Origin of the sequence: Caballeronia sp. dw_19 (assembly GCF_018449515.1) — a bacterium.
GTDB lineage: Bacteria > Pseudomonadota > Gammaproteobacteria > Burkholderiales > Burkholderiaceae > Caballeronia.
Genome location: NZ_JAAVUQ010000018.1, coordinates 111,676 through 135,199 on the forward strand (window position 1 = coordinate 111,676; position 23,524 = coordinate 135,199).

General features: G+C 58.4%; 18 protein-coding genes and 1 pseudogene. 14 read left to right on the forward strand and 5 right to left on the reverse strand.

Annotated elements, in window-relative coordinates; all coding sequences use genetic code 11:
• The first annotated feature begins 3 nt into the window (after positions 1 to 3).
• The 10 genes and pseudogenes from HB376_RS23115 (at position 4) to HB376_RS23160 (ending at position 12,819) form a co-directional block, all read left to right on the forward strand.
• Complete coding sequence (locus HB376_RS23115; protein WP_213765986.1) at positions 4 to 1,665, forward strand: hypothetical protein; 1,662 nt, start codon at positions 4 to 6, stop codon at positions 1,663 to 1,665.
• Positions 1,650 to 2,222, forward strand: a complete 573-nt coding sequence (locus HB376_RS23120) for a low molecular weight phosphotyrosine protein phosphatase (RefSeq protein WP_213765987.1) — start codon at positions 1,650 to 1,652, stop codon at positions 2,220 to 2,222. Before HB376_RS23115 ends, HB376_RS23120 begins: the two co-directional genes overlap by 16 nt.
• Positions 2,219 to 4,480 carry a polysaccharide biosynthesis tyrosine autokinase gene (locus tag HB376_RS23125; protein WP_213765988.1) on the forward strand — a complete coding sequence of 754 codons (2,262 nt, stop codon included), beginning with the start codon at positions 2,219 to 2,221 and terminating at the stop codon, positions 4,478 to 4,480. The genes HB376_RS23120 and HB376_RS23125 overlap by 4 nt, the downstream gene beginning before the upstream one ends.
• Complete coding sequence (locus HB376_RS23130; RefSeq protein ID WP_213765989.1) at positions 4,477 to 6,630, forward strand: glycosyltransferase; 2,154 nt, start codon at positions 4,477 to 4,479, stop codon at positions 6,628 to 6,630. The genes HB376_RS23125 and HB376_RS23130 overlap by 4 nt, the downstream gene beginning before the upstream one ends.
• Positions 6,631 to 6,688: 58 nt before the next feature.
• Positions 6,689 to 7,729, forward strand: a complete 1,041-nt coding sequence (locus HB376_RS23135) for an EpsG family protein (RefSeq protein WP_213765990.1) — start codon at positions 6,689 to 6,691, stop codon at positions 7,727 to 7,729.
• A gap of 6 nt (positions 7,730 to 7,735) precedes the next feature.
• Positions 7,736 to 8,899 carry a glycosyltransferase gene (locus tag HB376_RS23140; RefSeq protein ID WP_213765991.1) on the forward strand — a complete coding sequence of 388 codons (1,164 nt, stop codon included), beginning with the start codon at positions 7,736 to 7,738 and terminating at the stop codon, positions 8,897 to 8,899.
• The gene (locus HB376_RS23145) at positions 8,896 to 10,095 is read left to right on the forward strand and encodes a polysaccharide pyruvyl transferase family protein (RefSeq protein WP_213765992.1); all 1,200 of its coding nucleotides are present in this window, start codon (positions 8,896 to 8,898) and stop codon (positions 10,093 to 10,095) included. Before HB376_RS23140 ends, HB376_RS23145 begins: the two co-directional genes overlap by 4 nt.
• A 32-nt stretch (positions 10,096 to 10,127) precedes the next feature.
• Positions 10,128 to 10,601 (forward strand): annotated as a pseudogene (locus HB376_RS23150) (transposase); the annotation flags it as partial.
• Positions 10,602 to 11,137: 536 nt separating this feature from the next.
• Positions 11,138 to 12,253 carry a helix-turn-helix domain-containing protein gene (locus HB376_RS23155; RefSeq protein WP_213765994.1) on the forward strand — a complete coding sequence of 372 codons (1,116 nt, stop codon included), beginning with the start codon at positions 11,138 to 11,140 and terminating at the stop codon, positions 12,251 to 12,253.
• 320 nt (positions 12,254 to 12,573) lie between these two features.
• On the forward strand, positions 12,574 to 12,819 hold the full coding sequence (locus tag HB376_RS23160; RefSeq protein WP_213765995.1) for a hypothetical protein: 246 nt from the start codon (positions 12,574 to 12,576) through the stop codon (positions 12,817 to 12,819).
• 87 nt (positions 12,820 to 12,906) lie between these two features.
• Here the strand turns inward: HB376_RS23160 and galU are convergent, their stop codons facing one another.
• Positions 12,907 to 13,788: a UTP--glucose-1-phosphate uridylyltransferase GalU gene (galU, locus tag HB376_RS23165; RefSeq protein WP_213765996.1), complete on the reverse strand. Its 882-nt coding sequence runs from the start codon at positions 13,786 to 13,788 to the stop codon at positions 12,907 to 12,909.
• Between the two features lie 486 nt (positions 13,789 to 14,274).
• A complete protein-coding gene (locus HB376_RS23170; RefSeq protein ID WP_213765997.1) occupies positions 14,275 to 15,300 on the reverse strand; it encodes a helix-turn-helix domain-containing protein in 1,026 nt (341 codons plus the stop codon).
• A 419-nt stretch (positions 15,301 to 15,719) separates the two neighbouring features.
• Here HB376_RS23170 and HB376_RS23175 point away from each other — a divergent pair, with 419 nt between their 5' ends.
• From HB376_RS23175 to HB376_RS23185, 3 genes are all read left to right on the forward strand, one after another.
• Positions 15,720 to 16,694, forward strand: coding sequence for a hypothetical protein (locus HB376_RS23175; RefSeq protein WP_213765998.1), 975 nt, complete (start codon positions 15,720 to 15,722; stop codon positions 16,692 to 16,694).
• 179 nt (positions 16,695 to 16,873) lie between these two features.
• On the forward strand, positions 16,874 to 17,182 hold the full coding sequence (locus HB376_RS23180; RefSeq protein ID WP_213765999.1) for a hypothetical protein: 309 nt from the start codon (positions 16,874 to 16,876) through the stop codon (positions 17,180 to 17,182).
• 439 nt (positions 17,183 to 17,621) lie between these two features.
• Positions 17,622 to 18,467 (forward strand): protein-L-isoaspartate O-methyltransferase, encoded by an 846-nt coding sequence (locus tag HB376_RS23185; RefSeq protein WP_213766000.1) that lies wholly within the window; start codon positions 17,622 to 17,624, stop codon positions 18,465 to 18,467.
• Between the two features lie 22 nt (positions 18,468 to 18,489).
• Here the strand turns inward: HB376_RS23185 and HB376_RS23190 are convergent, their stop codons facing one another.
• Together HB376_RS23190 and HB376_RS23195 are read right to left on the reverse strand one after the other, a co-directional pair.
• Positions 18,490 to 19,908 (reverse strand): FAD/NAD(P)-binding protein, encoded by a 1,419-nt coding sequence (locus tag HB376_RS23190; protein ID WP_213766001.1) that lies wholly within the window; start codon positions 19,906 to 19,908, stop codon positions 18,490 to 18,492.
• Between the two features lie 290 nt (positions 19,909 to 20,198).
• Positions 20,199 to 21,578, reverse strand: a complete 1,380-nt coding sequence (locus tag HB376_RS23195) for an LLM class flavin-dependent oxidoreductase (RefSeq protein ID WP_213766002.1) — start codon at positions 21,576 to 21,578, stop codon at positions 20,199 to 20,201.
• Between the two features lie 306 nt (positions 21,579 to 21,884).
• On the opposite strand from HB376_RS23195, the gene HB376_RS23200 reads away from it, so the two are divergent.
• A complete protein-coding gene (locus HB376_RS23200; protein ID WP_301952118.1) occupies positions 21,885 to 22,223 on the forward strand; it encodes an HU family DNA-binding protein in 339 nt (112 codons plus the stop codon).
• A gap of 105 nt (positions 22,224 to 22,328) precedes the next feature.
• Here the strand turns inward: HB376_RS23200 and HB376_RS23205 are convergent, their stop codons facing one another.
• The gene (locus HB376_RS23205; RefSeq protein ID WP_213766003.1) at positions 22,329 to 23,507 is read right to left on the reverse strand and encodes a fumarylacetoacetate hydrolase family protein; all 1,179 of its coding nucleotides are present in this window, start codon (positions 23,505 to 23,507) and stop codon (positions 22,329 to 22,331) included.
• Between the last annotated feature and the right edge of the window lie 17 nt (positions 23,508 to 23,524).

The window sequence follows — 23,524 nt, forward strand, 5'->3', positions numbered from 1 at the left end:
CCCGTGAACCGCCGTTCCGCAATGATGCTAGCGGCTGCCGGTAGCCTGGTCGGCGCTGCAGGCGGCTCGTGCGCTATCGCTCAGCAGCCGTTGCCATTGGATCCGTTTCCGACAGGCTTCCGGTGGCTCCACGAGTTCGCATCAAGAGGAGGAGGCGCGGGCAACGACACGAGCATGTTCCAACGCGCGATTGATTACATACGCGGCATTGCCATGCGCACGCAGGACACATCGCATCTTCCAGCTCTGCTCATAGCGTCGGGCCGATATGTACTGACGGAACCGATTGAAACTGCGCCATGGGTCAAGCTGTGTTCCGTGGGCGGCGTCTTGCTGGACTTCACGGAATTGCCTGTTGGATTGGATGGCATCACCTGCCGGAACGAGACCACTTTAGCCCCCACCAATCTGCGATATCCCGGTGACCGGTCACCTTTCCTGGATGGGACGGGTGGCACGATTTCGATCCTCGGCCCCGGCATCGGCCGGGCCGAAGGCTGGGGTGTCGTCATGGGTAACCGCGAGGCGGGATTCCCGGGTGCCGTGCGGGATGCCGGTGGACGCAATGTCGTCGTGAGCGGTTGGCGCGGTGCATTGCGAATCGATCCGATCAATACATACCTTGCAGCATGGTTCTCTTCAAGGTTCGAGCAGAATCGTGAAGACAGCATCTACGTCGCTTCGCCCGGCGGAAGAAGCGTGAACAGCGGTGAACGGATGACGTTCGTCGATTGCACGTTTGCGGGATCGTCTCGAGCGCTTCATATTGATTCAGACAGTATGGATTTCATCTTCGATGCGTGCTCGTTCGATTTCAACGGCGATGTAGTGCATTTCGGTCGACAGGCGCGTTTCGGTACGGTGGCGTTCAACCACTGTCACATAGAGGGTATCGACGGATTGCTGGTCAACGCGGCAGAGGCGGGTAAACATCTTCGAACCGTGTTCCGCGACTCGATCGTGCTACCGAGGCACTGGAAGCGCAAGGAACTACTCAATGCGCCCCGTCAATTGGTCGCAGGCACGGCGAATTTCTCCGCGTCCGGCATCGAGTGGCGTTTCGAGTCCGCAGAACAGGGTGCGTTGACTCCGTTGGTCGGTGACGAGGTGCCCGTCGAATCGTTGAACGCAATGAGCTTTCAGAAGGTTCAGGCGCTGTTGTGGCGGGGTAGCGTCATCAATGCCGACAGTCTCTTTGCGTTGGACAGTCCTGGCACCCCGGTGGGCGCGCTCACGCATTGGAGTACATCGTCAGCGGCACTTGGGCGCCTTGCTGGCGAAATCGTCGTTATGGACACGGCTGCGAAAACCAGCGCAATCGCCAAAACGAGGCAAGCAGTGCGGTTGACCTTGCCGGATCAATACAACGCGCCCTTCTCCCTAAGCACGCGAACACCTTTCCCGGTGAGTCCGGGCGATACCGTCATGGCCGCCTGTACGGCGACAGCGACGGGCGCTACGGGCCGGATGAAATTCGCGTTCCAGTTCTACGCTGCCGGGGGTATTTCGCTGGGAATGAGTGAATCGCAAAGCACAGCGAATGAACTCCCGACTGCACGGGCGGTGGTTCCGGCCGGTGCTAGTCAGGCCGTCCTCAATACGACCTTCATCGGTTGGACCGGGAAGTTGGAGATCAACGAATTGGCGGTATGGCGCTCGTCATGACGCTGGGTGCCCGAGCACCCATTCGAGTCAGCAACGTCTCAACACAAAGAAAGCAAAACCAGATGATTTACAACGTTCTAACGGTTTGCCACGGAAACCTTTGCCGCAGTCCGATGGCTGCGGCACTGCTTCAGCAGCGCGTCGAAGGTCTGCACGTCTGTTCCGCTGGTCTGGCGGCGGAGGCGGGCGAACCTGCGACGACCGAGGCCGTCGCGGTACTTTCCGAAATCGGCATCGACATTCGTGCGCACCGTTCCATGCGATTGACGCGGCAGATCGCGAGCGACGCGGAACTCATATTGACGATGACGGCGGCACAAACACGAAGCCTGCAATCCATTTATCCCCTGATGCGGGGCCGCATCTTCTCGATACGCTGCTTCGACGATGTGGATATCGATGACCCCATGGGCTTGCCTGTCTCTGCGTTCCGTACATGTCGCGACGCTTTGATAGGGGGCATCGACTACTGGGTAATGAGGTTGAAAAAACTGGGCGAACCATCCGTTCACCGCGTGTGTTCCCAGGCGGTCTGCATTGGTGGAGGTGGACAGTGAAGCTGCCTTACGCTCCGCACGAACCAGCCGCCGAAAAAGAGTTCAACCTCGCGGCGATGCTCGATGTCTTCATGCTTTACCGCCGCATGATGGTGTGGATCTTCGGGACCGTGTCCGTTCTCGGTATCGTGGCGGTACTGCTGTCGGATCCGCAGTATCAGGTCAACATCATCACCCAGGTTGACGAGGGTTCTGCTGCGACCACCGCATCGTCGCTGCTGGGTCAGGACCTTTCGTCGATGCTCGACGTGAAGTCGTCCGCCGATACGGAGATGCAGGTGCTTCAGTCACGGCTCGTCGTGGCTTCGTCAGTCGACGACCTGCGCCTATACATAGAGGCCGAGCCAGCCCGTTTCCCACTCATCGGCCGTGCCATCGCGCGATCCAATAAGGGGCTGTCGCAACCGGGATTTTTGGGCATGGGTGGCTACACGTGGGGCGAGGAGCGTGCAAGCGTCCAGCGCTTCGACGTTCCCGTCGGACTCGAGGGAGAACAGTACCGCTTGACGGTTCTGGACGCGGAAACCTACAGACTCTCGGGAGCCGGCCTCGAACGGGACGTTGTTGGCCGGATTGGCAAGACCGAGACCTACATGACCGACGACGGCTCCATCGTCTTGCAGGTGAGCTCGATTCGCGCGGCAGTCGGTGCTCGCTTCCGGCTTACGCGGCAATCGCGTCTGGAGACGATCGACAAGCTTCAACGTGATCTTTCCATTAGTGAGCTAGGCAAGGACTCCAATGTTCTACAGGTCAAGCTGCGTGGTAGCGATCCGGTGTTGATCACGTCGATCCTGAACGATATCGCACACCACTATGTCGGCCAGAACGAGGAACGTAAGGCGGAACAGGCTGCGCGATCGCTGATGTTCCTGCGCAGTCAGGTACCGGATTTGCGCCAGAAACTCGATATGGCGGAGAGTGCCTATGCCGTGGTCCGGAGCAGATTGGGATCGGTGGATCTCGACGGTGAGGCCCGCGAAGTCCTGCAGCAATCTGCCGACAATGAGACCCAGATCGGCACGCTGACGCAAAAACGCGCGGAGGCGCTGACTCTCTTTGAGCCGACGAATCCGACGGTGGTCGCGCTCGATCACCAGATCAAGGTGCTCCAGTTCCAATCGGCTGCGTTTAGCCAACGCATCGATCATTTGCCGGAGACCCAACGGCAGGTGGTGACGACCCAGCGTGACGTCAAGATCAGCAACGACCTATACGTCGGTTTGCTGAACAACATCGAGCAGTTGCAGATTCTGGAGGTGGGACGGATCGGGAACGTCCGCGTTCTCGATCAGGCCTTGTTGCCAGACCAGCCGATCCGGTTGTGGCGGCCCGTGTTGTGCCTTGTCGTGGTAGTGCTCGCCATGTTTGCCGCAGTTGGCGTTGCATTCATTCGCGACCTTCTGTTCCGTGGGATTTCCGATTCACATGAGATTGAAGAACAGACCGATCTCCCCGTGTTCTCGGTGGTGCCGATGGGGCGTCAGAGAGGGTTCCGCTGGTCTGGGCTCCTGCGTCGCAAAGCGCCTTCGCGGCGCCCGCTGGCCTTCGTCGATCCTGCCGACCCCGCGATCGAGGGTTTACGCAGTCTTCGTACGGCATTGCAGTTTTCGCTGTCTGACTCTGGCAACAATGTCGTGATGTTCACCGGGCCGTCACCTAACATCGGGAAATCGTTTATCGCGTCGAACGTGGCCGCGGTCCTCGCCCGGACGGGTAAGCGTGTCCTGCTGATCGATGGTGACCTGAGGCGCTGCGGACTGAGCCGTGCATTTGGTTACAACTCGGCTATGGGGATGTCTGATGTGATCGCCGGCGGTAGCGAGCTCGAAGCATCGATCAGGAAGATCGAGCGTTCGACGCTCGACTTTCTGCCGAGCGGGTCGATGCCGCCCAATGCGGCCGACCATCTGAATAGTCCGGGCGTGGCCGACCTCTTCAAGACGCTCTCCGCGTGCTACGACGTAGTAATCGTCGACAGCGCCCCGCTCCTTCCCGTGCCAGACGCGGCGATTCTCGCGCCGTATGCGACTGGCAACGTGTTCCTGGTCGCGCGCGCTTCCGTTACCAAACCGGCGGAACTCGAAGAATGCGCACGTCGCTTGCGGCAGGTTGGCGTCGAAGTTAAAGGCGTCGTGCTCAACGGAATCGATCGGCACGCAGGACGCTTCAGGTATGGCTCGTCGTACGGAAGCTATCGCTACGCGCGCTTGCGCGGCGAAGATGCTCGCTCCGCGCTGGGCGAGGGGGTGCAATGACGCAGCGGTACCGCGACGCTTGGGCAGCATCCTTGCTGTCACTCAGCGCTCTGGGATCGGCTGTGCTGGCGTTCGCTGTTCAGGCACTGCTTGCACGCTCCCTGTCGCCATCGGAGTACGGGCGGTTCATCACCGCGCTCGCTGTCGTGACGATCATTGCGCCAGCGGTGGGTTTCGGCGTGCCGTCCTTCTGGCTGAAAGCATATGGGACGGAAGGCTGGTCGGCAAGGCGCTGGATGGAGGTGTCAGTGCGCTTCATCACGCGCAGCGCGCTCGTGTGCCTCGTCGTTGCCGCTCTCTGGGCATGGATCGGGACGGCCAATACGGGTACGCGGCAACTGCTGCTCTCGATGCTCCCTGTGGTACTGACGCAGGGAGCAATCGAAATAGCATCGGCGAAACTGCAGCTTGAAGAGAAGTTCGGTCGGGTAGCGATGTGGCAGGCACTGCAGCACGCCGGGCGTCTTATGCTGGTTGTCGCATGCTGGCAGTTCCGGGCACGCAGCGAGGCCATTGCGTTCGGCTTCGGCTGCATCGGCGCAATCGTGACGCTCGGCGCGTGGCGGTCGGTCTCCGTGTTGCGGCGTGGCGCGGCGGAATTGATCGGGCATGGGCCGAAATCCGCGTCCCGAGGTCCGAGCGCGCATTTGCCGACGCCGTCGATGAGCGAACTTTGGCGTAACGCCATGCCCTTCGGCGTGTCCAGTCTCCTTTTCTATGCGTACGGACAAAGTGGGTTGGTGATCGTTTCGCACCTTGGCACGTCGCGGGACGTCGGTACCTACAGCGTCGCTGTGACAATCCTGACTGCGCTCTATCTGTTGCCGACGGTTCTATTCCAAAAGCTCCTGATGCCACGTTTTCATCGTTGGGCTGCATCGGGCGACGAGCGCCTCGAACGGGCGTACCGGAAGGGCAACAAATGGATGTTCGCCTCGGGCGTCATATTGGCCGGGATAGCTGCACTGCTCGCGCCGTATGCGATCCCGCTGGTGTTTGGCAGGCAATATGAGCAATCGGTGAACGTGGTCGTGCTTATGGCGCTGAGCACGCCATTCAGATTTCTGACGGTCAGCGCCTCTTCTGTGATGACGACCGGCGATTTGATTCGCGTGCGTAACCGTTGCGCCGCGGCTGCTCTGCTATTTAGCGTGGTTGTCGGCGTCATTGGCGTGATAACCGCGGGCATCGTGGGCGCTGCGGTCGCATCGGTCGCTGGCGAGGCCCTGTGGGCCGCGCTGTCCGTGTTGTGCGCCCGCCACTTCCTGGGCGATACACGACGCAAGGCGGTGCCGGTGGCTGACGTTCAGTGTAACGCCCATGGTGCGTCGCCGTCGCTACCCGAACAGATTCCGGTGAGTGTGATCATTCCGTGCTTCAACTGTCGCGATACGATCGAACGTGCCGTCCAGTCGGTATTTCATCAGACATGCCGCCCACAAGAGTTGATCCTGGTTGACGATTGCAGCACCGACGACACACGCGAGCGTCTCGGCGAATTGGCGCAGAGGTATCCGGTCAACTGGATCCGCGTGCTCCTGCAGCCTCGCAATGCTGGACCTGGCGCAGCGCGCAATGCTGGATGGGCGGCGACGACGCTGCGCTACATCGCGTTTCTCGACTCGGACGACAGCTGGCATCCAGCGAAGATGGCGATCCAGTACGGATGGATGTGTGCCCGTCCGGACGTAACGATCACCGGCCACCCCGTGGCGCAACTCGAACCCGGCAAGCAGCCCACATCGCAACCATGGCCGGCTAATACCGAGCCGAGCCGCATGTCGCGACAACGCATCCTGTTCTCAAACCGCTTCACGCCGTCCAGCATTCTGATGCGCGCGGACGTTTGCGGCCGTTTCGATGAGACGAAGCGACATGCAGAAGACTACTTCATGTTGCTAGAAGTCGTTCTGGTGGATGGGGGGCACGCCTATCTGTTTCCGTTGTCGCTCTCGTATGTCTACAAGGCGCAGTTCGGTGCGCAAACCGGCCTTAGCGCGCAACTCTGGAAAATCCAGAAAGGCGAACAGAACAACTACCTCCATTTTCGCAGGCGCGGAGTGATCAGTAACGTTGAATGGCTGAGTTTTTCCCTGCTGAGCGCGGTCAAATATCTTCGGCGTTGTGTGTTGTCGCGGAGATTCACGTGAGAAACGTATCCGCAGTATCCGCAACTACCGCAAGGCACCAAACAGCGAGGCACGCGCTATGACCTACTACCTCGTGCCGCTCCTGATCTTTTACCTCGGCGTAGCCCTGTGCATCGCCTATGGCGGAACCAACCCTGCCGTCGTTTTCACGTGCGCGTTGCCGATGGTCGCGCTGGCCGTTTTGCGCGGCCATACCGGTACCGATACGGCTGCTTATTACCAGGCATTCACGGATCTTGGCCAGGGCAACGGCTATGGCGGCGAACCGCTGTTCAATGCCTATGCCCAGTTTCTCTGGGCTATCGATCCCGACCCGCGGTTTGTCGTCAACAGCATTTCGATGACCACGTCGCTGCTGTTGCTACTGTCCATTTCCCGCAGCCGCTTCGGCATCTGGTTCGGGGGACTGGTACTCATGCCTGGCATGTTCTACGAGCTGACCATGAACGTGATGCGATTCGGTCTCGCATCGTCGATTTTTCTACTCGCGACCCGGGTGTCGCCACAGCAGAAGCCCCTTCGATACCTCGCTTACGCGGTTATTGGCACCTGCGTGCATTTCTCCTCAGCGCTCCTGTTCGTGCTGTTCATCGCAACGACCCGGCGCGGGCACACGTTGATGTTTGTCGGTGTGACGATTGCCGTGATCGGTGGCTCGCTGTTGATGCCCGACTACTTTGCGGACAAGACCAGTCTCTACACGGGAATATCGGCCCCAAATGCCTCGTCCGGATTGCTCTTCCTGGGAATCCAGATGCTGATGCTGGGCGTGATGATCGCGTACCGAAGGCAGTTCGCGATCCCACCCGTCGGCTGGCTGATCTGTGCGGTGCTGGCGGCAGTCCTTTATGGCATGACGCAGGTGACCTATGCGGGCATCCGCTTTCAGCTGATCCTCGTGAACCTGATGCTGGTCGTGCTCTGGCGGCAGTTCTCGCCACCGACTGGACGTATGAAAGCGAATCTGGCGACGTGGCTGTTCATCATCGGACTGATCGCGCTCGCGGGACGAATCCACAACATGAGCGATGAAGAAGGGCTCGGGCAGTCTCCGTTCTTGCCTTATCAGGCGGCTCCAGCAATCCAAGGCTTAGGGTGAGTGATCATGCGACAGAAAATCGTACACGTAACGGAAGCACTGGGAGGCGGGGTGCTGCATTGCGTTGCTCTGTTAGCCAATAGACAGGCCGCCGCGGGCGACGACGTAGTGTTGCTGCATTCGATACGGCACGACACACCATCCCCTGCGAAACTCGACGAGGTTTTCGATAAGCGGGTGCGCCGAAAAGTGATCGGCATGCGGACATCGATCGGATCGCACGACGTTGTCTCTGCGGTTCGGATCGCGCTTGCTTTCATCTATGAGCGTCCGGACATTATCCATTTGCATTCGTCGAAGGCCGCCGCTCTGGGTCGCGTCGCCGCACGCATGCTCGGTATGGCTCGGAGAACCATCTATTCTCCGCATGGCTTCGCATTTCTGAAAGAAGATATATCGCCGAGAAAGGCGAAGTTCTTCCTCCAGGTCGAACGTATGTTGCACGCGATCGGTGGACATATCGTCGCATGCTCAAAGAGCGAACTGCGTTATGCCCGAATGTTACTCGCGCGTGCGGAGCGCACGAGCCTTGTCGAAAACGCCGTGGACGTCGCCAATTTTGATCTTGGGTCGGAACAGCGGACAGCGGGATCCGTAACCATTTGCACATCTGCCCGGGTTACATATCAGAAAGCTCCATGGCGCTTCACTTCGCTGGCGCGAGATATTTCCGCTTCGTCAAACGTGACGTTTGTATGGTTTGGGGACGGCCCAGCGGAAGCGATTGACCGCTGGATCGACCGGGAAACCGTGAATGTGACGGGCTGGATTCCGGCTTCCGACCTTCGGCGACGATTGGCGCAGTGCGATGTCTTCGTACTCCCTTCTCTTTGGGAGGGTATGCCAATAGCGCTTATTGAGGCTCAAGCTGCAGGCCTTCCTGCCGTCGCCAGCCGGATTGTCGGCAACCGCGACGTGATCGTTCATGGTGTGACGGGATTTCTGGCGAACGACGACGAGGAGTTGGCGCACTACACGCTCCAACTGATCAACGACGCTGAACTACGGTGCCGAATGGGGGCAGCCGCTAAAGCCCATGCCCTCAAACAATTTTCCGACCGACGACTATTCCGTTCATATGTCGGCCTATATCGACATCTACTTACGCCAGCGCACTCGAGTCATCTACTGGCGGCTTCCGCGGCTTACCAACACGAGGTAACGAAATGAGCAGACTCGATGCCAACCGGCCGATCGTAAGCAACCCCATTATTTGTGCACCGACAGTTGGGCCTGGTGAACGGGCGGTTCCTATCCCTGATCGACGCAGCAAGCGCATAGCATTTTTTGGCTTCTATGGTCGCCACAATTTTGGCGACGATCTTTTCGGATATCTCCTTCAGGAGATCTGTGCGCGAATACCCGGCGTACGTCCGCTAATCGTTGGCGCGTCCCCTCAGAAGGAGTTGACCAATCGGTTCAATCTTCCCATCGCCCACAGATTATGGACCCGTCCTAGCATTTTGGGAGCGGCGGTTCGAACGCTGACATACCTGTCGGCATTGATGCGCTCACATGCAGTGGTATTCGGGGGCGGTTCGTTGTTCGGTGCCGACGCATCCGTAGGTTTCGCAAAGCTAATCGTTTTTTCTGGCGCTCGGCTAAACAAGCCAGTCGCCGCAGTGGGCGTCTCTATCGGGCCGTTCAGGACCGCCGAACGCCGTCAGGCGTTCTTGGAGATCATCCAACGAATCCCTCATATAGCGGTTCGTGACGAAGCATCAATCAGTGCGGTGGCGGAGACGAAAAACGTCCCCCCTTCGAACCTGGGAGATCTGGCGTTTTCATTGCCTGCCATTTACACCCCAAAACGTACGACGGACAGAAAGCGCACCCTTGTCGTCTCCGTTCACCTGCGTGAATACACAGACACAGTGCTCGCAATCCTTGCCGAAGTTGACAGTAGGAGTCTCGTGGATGAAATAATATTCGCTTCGCTCGACGATGAAAGCATAGCAGTCACGGGGGACATAGCACGGATCTTCGCCCCGTTGAACGTCTCCATCGATCGCTTCAAATATGGCGATTCGATAACGGAAGTTATCGACCTGATCGCATCAGCATCGTGCGTTGTGACGTCTAAACTACACGGCGCGATTGTCAGCTATGTCTACGACATTCCCACATTGCTATTTTGCTACCAGAGGAAGTGCGCCGAGTTCCTTTCCGACAACGCCCTTCCGGGTCCGCGGGAGATACACCCGTCAGATGACGTTTGCGTTGAACATGTAACTGCATTGCTAACGAGTTCGAGTCCGCCGAGAAAATATCAGCGCGCGCAGTTGCATCTGGGTCAGTTCATCGACTTCCTCTCGGCGATGATGGATGCGGCACAGCGCACAATTGTCAGTATCGCTAACGTTTGAAAATTTCATTCAGATCACTTCTGCTCGAGGGGGGGCGAAAAACTGGCCCGAATCCCACCGATCGTGAACGACCCGGTTCCAAGCATCACGTTGCGAGCGACACCAACGGCAGGCTGATCGCGGTCATCCTGACCGGCGCCAACCGAGACGATGCCACTCGACTTCTTCCGCTGATCGACCCTATCCCGCCGATTCGCGGTTTGCGTGGTCGACCTCTTCGTAAGCCGGTTCGAAGCCTTGCCGAGCCCGCTTACAACCACGACAAATATCGCCGCCCTCTGCACGTTGACGGCATCCCCACATCGATTGCCCGACGAGGCGAATCTCACGGAAGCGGTCTTGGCAAAGTCCGCCGGATCGTCGAGCGCACCAATGCATGGCTTCATGGCTTGCGCCGTCTTCACACTCGGTTTGAGCGTCGGGCCGATATCCACGAAGGGGGCCTTAAACTGGCTCGGTGTCTGATTTACTGGCGAACGCTTCAGTGTTCAGACGACTCTTTCTGAAAAATCCTCTTGGTTAGTCGGAGAAGCGTCCATCTGCAACCTCCAAGGGCGTCAGTTTCGTCAGGGATCTGGGCCTGTGCGCAGCTTGGCGTAACTCCGCTCAGGAGTCGCTTATCAAAGTAATTACTTCGGGCAATCCCATGTGCATGCGCCGCGTTGATACGGTTGCGTCCTGGATTTTCCTGGCCTCCACGTCACAACCCAGCCGCGGCGCCGGGACAACTGACTGCATGCCGCGCCTGCTTGACCCCCAACCTCAAACCCGACGCGATCCGCTGGACGCCTCGAACCATGTCGACTAAGCGCAAGCCATATGGCGTGAACACGCGGCGAATCTACCGGTTAATTCCGCCAAGCATATGCGCCTAAAAGTAATTTGTGAATGTAATTGTTGTAATAATGACGTCGAGTATTCATATGATAAATGAATTGAAATGACATAAAAAAGTGTCATAACGCGTTGAGAACAAAAGAAAATATATGAGATTTCGTATGAAATTCACTTAACTATAAGTAAAACCGACTCCGACAAAACGTTGTCCATTTGCGCCACGCGTAATTATTGCTTTTTCAGAAATGTATCATGCGCTGCAACAAATAAGAAAACCTATCAACCGCCATTGAGAGCAGTCATGCACACTCAAACGGAGCCATCCCTTTTCCGGGGTACGGTGGCTCAAATCAGACTGAACGACTCACCCGGCCGGAACGGCCAGATAGCCATTGTCTTGTCCGACGGTTTCTCTCTTCTAGACGTCGGTCTCGTAGCCGAGGTATGTCAGCAAGCCAACCTGGCGAAGCAAGCCGAGCGTCCGGTAGGGATCGGGTCGTCAGTTGTTTTGCTTTCCGCCCGAGGCGGTTATGTAAAGGATTCTTCATCGGTAGGCATACGCACCGATGCCATCGATGAGCATTTAGGTCTCCGCTTCGATGGTGTCTTCATCATGCTGGGAACCGAGCGCGACATTGCACTAACCGATTCTTCAATGATGGGACCGCTTCGCAAGTTGCTGTCGAATGCAAGCATCGTGGAATGGAACCATCACGCATCCAGATTGGTCGAGGCCACGGGATACCGCCGTCACTCTTCGTTTGGCGTAAGCAGTTCCGGCACCCAATATCAACGCCACTCCATCGCGGCGCAAGAGGGTAACCGGTTTGCGCGTCGCGACATAAGCAGTCCGCTCGCTGCAGCGCTGTCGCTGATTCCGGAAAATCTGAGCATTGAAATTGCGCGGCGGATTACTCGTCATGTGACGTCACCGAATCTGGATTTCCCCCACTTGGAAACGGACCCATCTGACGAGATCGATGCGACGCACCGAGTGCAGAAAGCCGGGCAATGGCTTCGCGAGAACTGCAAGCGTTCTATTTCGATTGCGCAGGCCGCGGAGGTCGCGGGGATGAGCGAGCGCAACTTTCTCCGCCGTTTCAAGGTCGAGACAGGGGTGACGCCGTCAGAGTATTTGTTGAATGCGCGTTTCGAGATCACTTGTCACCTCCTCAAAAAGACGACGCTACCGGTCGATAAAATCGCGCGTCGCTGCGGCTTAGGGAGTGGAGAACGGCTTTCGCGTATCTTCCGGCGTCGCATGTCGCTCACGCCGAGTGAGTACCGCGCAGCTCATCGCGGACAGCTCGAGTCGGAATAGAAATCTAAAAGTCTTCGCGCCAGGCGGCGGTCATCGGAACGTAGATGCGCGCGATGATGCGGAGCATTGTCGACCTCCAAATGCTACCCCTCGCCAAACGCATTCTCCTGGTGCACTGCTTGTAAATCCACGCCTGGTGCTTGGTGAGGCGCTGGTCCGAGAAGGCACGAAAATCCTTGCCCCGAACGCTTCCTTGCGCACGCATTCTGAGAAAAAGCGAAGTACACCGAAGATAAGTAGCCCCGGAAGCGAACCGATCTGAGCTGCGTCGTGATCGCAAGTATCCGGTGTCCAATCTGCAACTGACCTGGAGCAACGAGATGGATAGTTTGCTGATATTGACGCTGTTCAAGAAGATGGCCGAAAACCCGGCCTACGGCCAACGTCCGTCGGAAACGGTTGTTTCATTGGCGAGCGTTCTTGCTCGCACGCACGGCATTGTCGGCGATAGCGACTGGGAAGCCATTGCATCTGCGGGCGCGCTACTGTGGCGGGCGCAGAAAGAGGAAATCGAAGCGTCCACGTTCCTCGCCGAACTGATGAGAACGATGAGACGCGGGCATTGAAGCTGTTGGGCCGCGGCGTGGCAGCGGCATATTCATATTTTCTGACCCTCCTGACAAGGCATTTTCTGCGAGGAAGCCGCCAACTAATCAAACATGCAAAGCCGACATGAACGCCGATAAATAGGCGTTGAAATCCTTAGCCACTTCCGGATGGCGCAGCGCGAATTCCACCGTCGCCTTTAGGTAGCCCAGCTTGCTGCCACAATCGAAACGGGTGCCGTGATACTTGTGCGCGAGCACTTGTTCGTCAGCGAGCAGCGACTGAATAGCGTCCGTCAGTTGCAGCTCGCCGCCGGCGCCCGGCTTCAATGCACGGATGTGGTCGAAGATGCGCGGTTTCAGCACGTACCGCCCAACCACGCCCAGATTTGAAGGCGCAACTTCAGGTTCCGGCTTTTCCACAATGCCCGACAGCTTGAAGATATTGTCTTCCCACTCTTTCCCGTCGATCACACCATACGACTTGGAATCCTGAGCGGGGATCTCCTCCACGCCGATCACCGAGCTGTGATAGTGATCGAACACTTCGATCATCTGCGTCATCACCGGTGGTGTGCCGTACAACAAGTCGTCCGCGAGAATCACGGCAAACGGGTTGTCGCCCACCATCTTTTCCGCGCACAGCACGGCGTGGCCCAGACCGAGCGCTTCGGCCTGGCGCACGTAGAAACAATCCACGTGGCTTGGTTTGATGCTGCGCACGAGATCGAGCAGCTTTTGCTTGCCGCGCGCTTCCAGTTCGGCTTCGATCTCATACGACTTGTCGAAGTGATCCTCGATCGCGCGCTTGCTGCGGCCCGTCACAAAGATCATTTCCGTGATGCCGGCCGCCATGGCCTCTTCGACCGCGTACTGGATCAGCGGTTTGTCGACAACAGGCAGCATTTCCTTCGGGCTGGCCTTGGTCGCGGGGAGGAATCGGGTACCGAGACCCGCAACGGGAAAAACCGCTTTCGTAACTTTTAGCATCGCCTTGAATGAGTTTTGCCCCTCGTCTGCAGGGTGTCGAGGGTGCGTGACCGAATTGGGCTTCGATATATACCTTAACCTCCCGTGCCATCGTCATATTGCCTAAATGCTGCGGCAATCGGACATTGGATTTTTCAGCGGCCTGTGCTGTCATTGGCACCCGGAAGGCATCTTCTTCTGCCAAAGGTGCAGGACGAAATGGTCATCGGGGCACTGCCGGCTGTTGGAGGTATGGCAAATGACGAAGGTGGTGCTGGTCATGAACAGGATGCCTTTGGCAGCTCGGCAAGCCGGTTCATGTTGCGTATTCAATTTTCGTATGGATTGGAAGGAATGGAACTCTCGTTCACACTTCCGGAGCGGTATAAGAGGACGTCGTCGTGCGTGGCCAATCACGCCGGCATTATCACTGCGCTCAGAGAGTGAGTGCCGCTGGACCGAGCAGCGCCGACACCCAACGACGCTTCGTGGCCTATCCTTCCGAGCTCAGCCACTACCGAAATCCTTGCGTGCGCAATTGCGGTAGTCGCTCGCGGAAATTCCCAGGCGGCGCTTGAATATCTTCGCAAGCCGAGTGCCACTACGCATTCCACAGCGGCGCGCGACTTTGTCGATAGGCAAGGTTGTTGTTATCAACAACCTGCAAGCAATGTCGAGACGGGTGCGCAACAAATACTCGGACGGCGGCATGCCAGTTTCGGCCTTGAAATGCCGAAGAAATGTACGTTCGCCCATCGACACGCTTTGGGCAATGTCGTCTACCGTGATGGGTCGGGCACAATGCTCTTCTATCCAGCGCGTCGCCTCCTTAATGGTCGACGCGACGTTGGCGTTGGGCAGGTCCCCGAGGAGCGGCTCGAGCCAGCGGCCGGAGAAGGGCATCAGGCGCTCTGCGATGCCTTCGGCGGTTTCATAGTCGAAATCAGATTTAATAAGCGACAGAGCAGTGATAACCGGTGAACCTGCGTTGACGTCGATCACCAGGTCGTTGCCCAGCGCTGGACTGGGCAGCTGGCCTGCCGGCCGTATAGGAATGATCATGCCGCGAGCATTGGGCAGGTTCGCACCTTTGAGCAGGAGCGTACCGTTCCCCGCCGCCTGCACGACGCGGACCGTCTGGAACACGCGCCTGAGCCATTCTCTTGTCCGGATATCGCCAGCAGCAATCGACGCGCCTTCTCCCCCCGCAATGAACAGTGCGTCGTATCCGGACGACGAGGCGCCCTCCACCGGACTGGTCTCCATGCTGATGGAGTTTGAACATTGAATCCGGCCGCCCTTGCTTGACAATAAGGATACCGAATAATGAGGCATCTGACCCGACGGCGTTAACGCGACCGAGTTGGCTAGGTCAAAGGACTCGACAATCAAACCGATCTCGACGAAAGAGCAGTTCTCGTAGACCAGGATCGCGATCCGCTTTTTGGTCGCGTGTCCATGCCGTCGGGTTCCTTGCTCGATCGAGACTAGCTGTCTCGCGTTCGACCAGGATCTTGCGCCCTCTAAGTTCATCTTTTTCTCGTTTGTGTGTCCTAAAATCATTCTAGCCAACAATGAAATGTCGCTTTATCAGCTGTCTCAAAAGGGATACGTATTGTCCGAAATGGTTAAGAAGACCTATCTATAATTGAAAAAAATGTATATAAAATTGGTACTAAATATGCTATGAATTTGCCATAAAAAAGTGCCGTGGAGCGCGGTCTACAAAGGCTTGAAGAGCCGTTCAGCGGACTAAACACGTCTTCCTACTTAGATGGTTGGAATTGCATTCCTCAATTGTCTTTCTAATACCAGGAACCCATTTCGCGTCGGTAAATATTATCTTCGACTCGATCAATGGCATTCGTTCCATTTCGAACATTCCCATCAAGATAGTTGCGCCGCTGAATAGGTCCATACCGCTATGGCGCCGCTTGGGGGCTGAGATCTTCGTGGGCGTTGACTTTATTGAAGCGGAACCGAGCGGCGGGACGCCGACTGCCATTGCTGTTACGTCGTCTCATCTCCTCTCAATGATGCAGCGCGTCGGAACGGACATCTCCGCGGCCGCTCCAGGAAATTTTTATGTGTTCGTCGGCGTCGAGACCTATGCAGATGCATTCGCCGAATGTGCATTCACGCTTAGACGCAGATTCGGCGCTGGATCTGTCTTTGCGTTGGACACACGCGGCGAAAACCCGACTGAGTGTCCGGTCGATAGTGAATGGAGCGACCGGCGTTCGCTGGCTTCCCGTGCGACATTGCTTACCTTCGATGCGCGCGGCGAAGTCAGGACCGCCAGTCAGACGCCGATGAAAGTCTTAGCCGATCCACGACTCGGTCACGTCTCGATGGCAGCAAGGCAGCGTGCCCGGACGGCGATGAACGTGTCGGACGGCGACTTCGCGCTGGCTGTCGTCAGCGACGAAGCTTCGATGACCGGTACCGCTCGGGTTGCCCGGCAAACCGCGCTCATTCTTGCCCTGATGCAAACCCCAAACTCGCGCTTGTTGATCGCCGGCAGGCGAGACAAGGCGGTAGCGCCATGGCTCGCAGATTTGTCGTCGATGTTTCCCGGGCGGACCCGGTTTGCCGGGACGTGTCCTGATGAGAGGGGCGGTATCTACGCAGCCGACCTGTTACTCGTTCCAGGAGGCGAGCGAGGCATTTCGAACTCGCTGTGCTTCAGCGGGAACGCCGGGGGACCGGAGGCCGTCGGGACAGTGCGTGAACATCGAATCGTCGTGCTCGAAGAGGACGCGAATACGGACGCCGTGGACGACTTCGTTCAGGCGGTGGGTCTTCTGCCTGCGCGAGCAGGCCGCGGCGTTGAATTGCTTCGAGATTCGTTCGTCCAGAGCTTGCGGACAAGGATGCACATGAGGTTCGGTCGAAGTCTGTACTACGCGATAACCCTGGTTCGATAAACGTGCGATATCGATACCGATATCGACATGGCTGGCGCGTTCCACGTTTCGGGCTGGTGGTTCGCGACGGGTTACTCGCTGCCGGGGTTTTGCGGCGTTGCCTGCGGATGTCTGTACATAGTCCAATAGCGGCCGCAGCTAAGGTCTTGCACACCCGCTAGTTCTCTAAAAAGGAAACCATGGATTCGCAGGTCGGCGTGTTCGGCGTTGCGTGGTATATGCGGGAAGACTACGACAGGAGCCGCGCTATGCTGATCGACGGCGATACGTTGCCGCGTTCATACCAGGAGTGGAAGGAGCAGGTTGAACGTTTGCGCGAACGCTTGGTTAGCCAGGGAATCCTCGTGGTTCAGGCGTATATCGACCCGGATGTTTTCCCCGATTGGTGCATCTCCAACGGCTGTCGACCAGACGCACAGGGGCGTGACATATTTGCCGCGAGTATGGCGTGGCGCGTCATGATGGAACAAGGCCGCTGTTTCGACTAGGTGCATAGGTCCGAGGGCTTGAAATGGGCGTAGGGGTGGGGAGAGCGGATCGCGAAGTCAGAACACGGTTTGGAAACGATGTGTTGCCGGATCGGCCCGGTGTTCGACGGAAAATCCAGCATACATTTAGGATATCAAAATAACTATACGTACTATAGAAAGTCCATTCGAGGGATGCGGCGCTCGAGTTCAGTCGCTGGATGATGACCGTTTTTTGCACGGGTGTTCAATTGAGCACTGACTTTGACGAAAACGCGCCTGATCCTGGCTAGTTTCGGAAGCTCGGCCTTAACCGCAGGGTGGCGGGTCCATGCACCGCATCATCAAGCATCTTGACGTCAGCCGAAGGCATTGCCACGATAGATGGCGTCAGTGAAGCCGGCAACGCCGAAGGGCCGCGAAACCCTGCTTCCCAATCATCCGAGGGTAAGGGGTTGTTGTGATTCGTAAGCAAAAGGGGAATATCGCGGAAGCCAGGAAGTCCTACGCCAGGCTCATGGCGGCCGCGAGCAAGACCGGCGATCCGAGGCTTGAGCGCGTTTTCGAACTCGTGCCCCGTGAGGCGTTCCTGCCACCCGGCCCGTGGAAGATCATGGTGGACAACGAGTACTTCGACACCCCCAGCGCGGACCCTGTTTATCTGTACCAGAACGCCCTGGTTGCGCTCGATGCAGCCAAGGGAATCAACAACGGCGAACCGTTCCTTCACGCTGCCTGGCTCGGTTTGGCTGCGCCGCAACGGGGCGACGTGGTGTGCCATATCGGCGCTGGTTCCGGTTATTACACTGCCATTCTTTCCGTGCTCGCGCTGCCCGGCGGCCACGTAGAGGCGTTCGAAATCGAACCGGGCCTGGCTGAGGCCGCGCGCAAGAACTTGCGGGCGTTCGAGGGCGTAACGGTGACGCAAGGCGACGCGACCAAGCTGCCTTTGCCGGCGTCCGATCTGATTTATGTGAACGCAGGCGTCCTGGCGCCGCCGCGTTCGTGGCTTCAGGCGCTGCGTCCGAAAGGCCGCTTGATCTTCCCCTGGCGCCCGTCCGATGAAGTCGGACTAACCCTGCTGATCACACGAACGGACGCGGGTTTTGACGTGGAACCGCTGATGAACGCGTGGTTCATTGCCTGCGTCGGCGGGGCATCGACTGCGGATTTGTTCGTGAAGCCGCCAGACGCCCACGCGGCACGGTCCGTCAGGTCGGCATGGCTTACGTCAGAGCGTGTACCGGACAAGACCGCGGTTGCTGCTTACCAGCACGTCTGGTTCTCTTCGTCGGTCTTGGGTTGACGTATGCAGCTACGCGCACGCCTCAACGCGATGTATACGCGAGCAGGCTGCCATCCTTGAGCACCCGTTCAAGATGCCGCGCGATGTCGGGTGCGCCGGTCATTTCACCGAAGCTTCCACGCGTCATCGGGCCAAAGGCCAGCAGGCCGGGCGACACCTCGCCGTCCACATTCCGGAGTTGACTCCGAAGATCGGTATCGAGTCCGATCCGCACCGCATCCAGCCGCGCGAGCCCACCCTCCAACAGCGATTTCACAAGCGGATTCCGGTCGATATCGCGTGCCGGTCCCGTGCAGAAAACCACCGCATCGAAATCATGCTCTTCATGCGTGCCGCCCGGAAGTCGCAGGCTGGCGCGCAAGTGCTCCGCCACGCGTCTGATCCCCACGATACCCGCCGTGGTCACGCTCATCTGACCGCTCTCGATGGCCCGCTCTATAGCAGCATGAATTTGCGGCGCGATGCGAAAGCGATGCACGTCCCAGAACGCCAGCAGCCTTTTGACCACCCGAGCCTGTTCGCGTGAAGGCAACGCGTTCCAGATCCGGGGAAGATCGAAACGCAGGGCGTCGGCGGCGGGTTGCCAGCCGATGCGAGCCCCGTCGCGCGCGATCCTTTGTCTGAGCTTGCGCACGAGTTCACGGGCGCTGGCGGGTGGGGCGGCGTTGCCGAGGAAATCGGCGGCATCGGAGAAAAGTCCGTGCGGCTGGGCGCGCAAACCTCGTCGCGAAATTGCCGTGATGCGTCCGGTGTGCTTGCGCTCGATCAACGTGACGGCCACGTCCGCCATCGTCAGGCCGGTGCCGACCAGCAGCACGGACGCGTCCCGCGGGATCGCGCGCAACGCGTCCGTTGCCCACGGCTGCGTGATCAGCCGGGGATCGTGAAGCGCTTGTTCGTCGATGACGCCCGGTGGTTTCGAAGGCGTATGGCCAAAACACAGCGCAACGCGATGTGCATCCAGATGCGAACCGTCGTCGAGCGTGACGGTATAACCTGAATCGATTTTGCGCACCCCAGTCGCGGTCGCTCGCCGATGCTTCACGCGCACATGCGAGGCGGCCTCGGCCACGACGTCGTTCAAGGTCGCGGCGACGTATTCTCCGTATCGAGCGCGCGATACGTAGTAGCTGCCCTGGCCGTCGCTGCTGCCGGCATCGATCAGGTCGTGTGCCTTGAGCCAGCGCGTGGCGTGCGTGGAGTCGCCGGCGAACAGGCTCATCCGGTCGCTCGGTACATTGATCCGATGCAGCGGGTCCGACGTTCCATAGGCGATACCCCGGCCGAGTTCCGTCGACGGTTCCACAATGGTGAAGTCGAGGTCGACGTCAACCGGGCAGGCACGAATGGCATGAATGACGAAGGCGACGCCGGTGAAGCCGCCACCGATCACGACGATATTCAACGGGATGTGTCCTGGAGTGTTCAAGAGAGTGCTCATGATGCTGGAGCGTCGAGGATACCTCAGTCAATACTCCGGGTGACCGCTGTGTAAAGCACGAAATTCGCTAAGCTTCTGAGGATTAGTGTGATGAAACCGAGGTGGAACTTGATCGGTTGCGAGCCTGGCGGCACTGTCTTCTCTGCAGAAGTCGGGCTGAGCGAAGCCCGGTAGTTTGTATTGGATACCTAAGGATTGGATCGAAGCTTGGACACCACCTATAGCCGGCCCGACGGTTATCTTGCCGAGTTTGCTACAGGGGCGGTGCTGTCGTGACAACGCCGCCGCCCTCACTTCGCGTGGTCCCGGCGAAACGACGCACCCGTATGCTCGTCCGGCAACTTCGCGCCGCGGTTGAACAACTTCTCGCGCAGGGTTCCGTCGGCGTAAGCAGTCTTGTAAACACCGCGCGCCTGCAACTCGGGAATCACGAGGTCGATAAAATCCTCGTAACTTTCGGGCGTTACCGTACGCGTCAGATTAAAGCCGTCGACGCCAGCTTCGTCCATCCACGATTCCAGCGCGTCAGCCACTTGCACCGGGTCGCCGACGATAGTCGTATACCGCCCGCCGAGTTTCAGCTGATCGAGCAGGCGCCGTACGGTCCAGCCGGATTGTCCGTCCGTCACGCGCTGCACCGACGACTCTATGCCGCGGCTTTTGTGACCGCCCGGTGGTTCGAGTTCGTCGTCGAGACCGATCTTCGAATAATCGATACCGCTGCCCGCCGCAAAGTGCGCCAGTCCCGCTTCGGCGCTCGCATGGCTCGCGTACTCGGCGAACTTCTCCTCGGCTTCGGCCGTCGTGCGTCCCACCACGACGGTGATACCCATGAACACCTTGAGACCAGCAGGGTCCCGGCCCGCCTCGGCTGCTTGCTTGCGTAGTGCATCGACGAGTTTGCGCGTGCCTTCCTTGCTCTGGCTCGATACGAATACGCACTCGGCATGACGGATCGCGAACGCCTGGCCCCGACCCGACGAACCCGCCTGAAACAACACAGGCGTGCGCTGCGGCGAGGGCTCGGACAAGTGATAACCCTCGACGTCGTAGTAGCGGCCATGATGATTGACCTTGTGTATCTTTTGCGGATCGGCGAACACGCGTGCGCTGCGGTCACGCACGACGGCATCGTCTTCCCAACTGCCTTCCCAGAGCTTGTACGTGACGTCGAGGTATTCGTCGGCGCGGTCGTAGCGTTCGTCGTGGGCAATCTGCTCGGTGAGGCCCATCGCGCGCGCGGCGCTGTCGAGATAACCGGTCACGATGTTCCAGCCGATCCGCCCCTCGGTAAGATGATCGAGCGTGGAGAAACGTCGTGCCAGAAGATAAGGCGCTTCGTAAGTCAGGTTCACCGTGACGCCGAAACCAAGATGTTGCGTGACGGCCGCCATGGCGGAAACCAGCATCAGGGGATCGTTGACGGGTAACTGTATGGATTCCTTCAGCGTCAGGTCGACCGACGCCTGATAAACGTCATACGTCCCCACAATATCCGCAATAAAAAGTCCGTCGAACAACCCGCGTTCAAGCAACTTTGCAAGATTTGTCCAGTATGAAAGCTTTCGGTAATCTTGTGACTGGTCACGCGGATGCGTCCACAAGCCATGATTGATATGGCCGACACAGTTCATGTTGAACGCGTTCAGGAGGATCTTTTTCTTGCTCATGGGAGTGGTGCGCGAAGGACTGGCGGAGGAAGGGGAGCGAACGAAGGCCACAAAAACCGCCTACATAAAGCAGTTTTAGCCGCGTTTCAACGCTAAAGGCAGCAAGAATGCTTACACAGCTTCAGTGCGTTGCAAACTATTGAATTCGAATTTGCATTCCATGACAGCGCGATTTATCGCGCTATAGTGCGGCCCGTCGAGCGAAATCGCAGAGGCCATGAGGACCGGACCGGAACCAAACCAGAACCAAACCTGCAACAAATTCGCAAGAAAACGGATTTGCCTCTAGCGTGCGCGTCCGGTAAGGTGACGCTTCCGCCATGCAACTCGCATGGGCAGTGCGTTGTACCCATCTTTGAGAAAACAGAAATGAACAAGCAAGAACTCGTTGACGCCGTGGCGTCCGCCACCGGCACGAGCAAAGCCGCAGCCGCGGAAGCTATCGATGCATTTATCTCTACTGTCACGCAAGCCGTTGTCAGCGGCGACAGCGTTCAGTTCGTCGGTTTCGGCACCTTCAGCACCGGCGCACGCGCCGCGCGCACGGGCCGTAATCCGAAGACGGGCGACACCATCCAGATCGCTGCTGCAAAGACGGTCAAGTTCACGGCCGGTAAAGCGTTCAAAGATCTCGTCAATCAGTAAGAATGACGGATGCGTCCTTGCAGCGTTTCCGGGCAAGGACGTGGTCGAGCGGCGCCCGGCCCCGCCGGACGAATGCGCCGTATCGATCCAATCGTTGATTCAGCGTCAGGAAGTGCGCGTGTTTCCAAGCACACCGCGCGCCGCCAGGTTGCTATAAAGCGCACGTACCCCGAACGTCCAGGGCGTAATTTCCGTCGATAAACGCACGGTGTTCACGATCGCGCCCAGCGATGGCGTAGAGATCGTCACCACGTCGCCCAGATGATGCGTGAAGCCGCCACCGGGCGTGTCGCGGTCCTTGATCGGCGAGAACATCGTGCCGAGAAACAACATGAAGCCGTCCGGATACTGGTGATGCGCGCCATGCGTCTGCGCAACCAGATCGGCCGGATCGCGGCTGATCTCGCGCATGTGGCTGATGCCGTCCAGCACAAAACCATCGTCCGCGCCTTCAATGCGCAGCGACACGCTCGCCTCGCGCACGGTATCGAGCGTAAACGCGCCGTCAAACAGACGCACGAACGGACCGATCGAACAGGAACCGTTGTTGTCCTTAGCCTTGCCGAGCAGCAAAGCGGAGCGGCCTTCAATGTCGCGCAGGTTCACGTCGTTGCCGAGCGTCGCACCCACGATTGTGCCCGCGCTGTTGACAGCCAGCACGATTTCCGGCTCGGGATTGTTCCACTTTGAAGTCGGATACAAACCCACGTCCGCACCGAATCCAACCGAGGACATGGGTTGCGATTTGGAAAATACTTCGGCATCCGGACCAATTCCGACTTCCATGTATTGCGACCACGCTCCGCGCCGCTCGAGTTCGGCCTTCAGTTTTTCCGCCGCTTCAGAGCCGGGTTTTATCTTCGATAAATCCGCACCGATCAACTCGTTGATCATCGAGCGGGTTTCCTGCGCCTTGCTGGCATCGCCGCCCGCGTGTTCCTCGATCACGCGTTCGAGCAGGCTCACCGCGAACGTCACGCCGCACGCCTTGACCGCTTGCACGTCGCACGGTGCGAGCAAATGCATTGCATGGGTGGATGAATCGAGCGACGCGCTGATCAGTGCATCGACCGAGCCTAGCGATTCACCCGGTGCATGGCGCGCGATCTCTACGGCATCGTCGCGATCGAAGAGATCGGCGGTGGTGGCGACCGTCGATGTGATATCGAATACTTCGCCGCGCCGCACGACGATCACCGACGGCCCGTCTATGGGCGCGGGCCGCCAGACGCGGCCGATCAGCAGCGCGTCGTCAAGGTCGGAGGGGAGGTAAGCGTGAGGCATGTTGTCTGTCTCCAGAA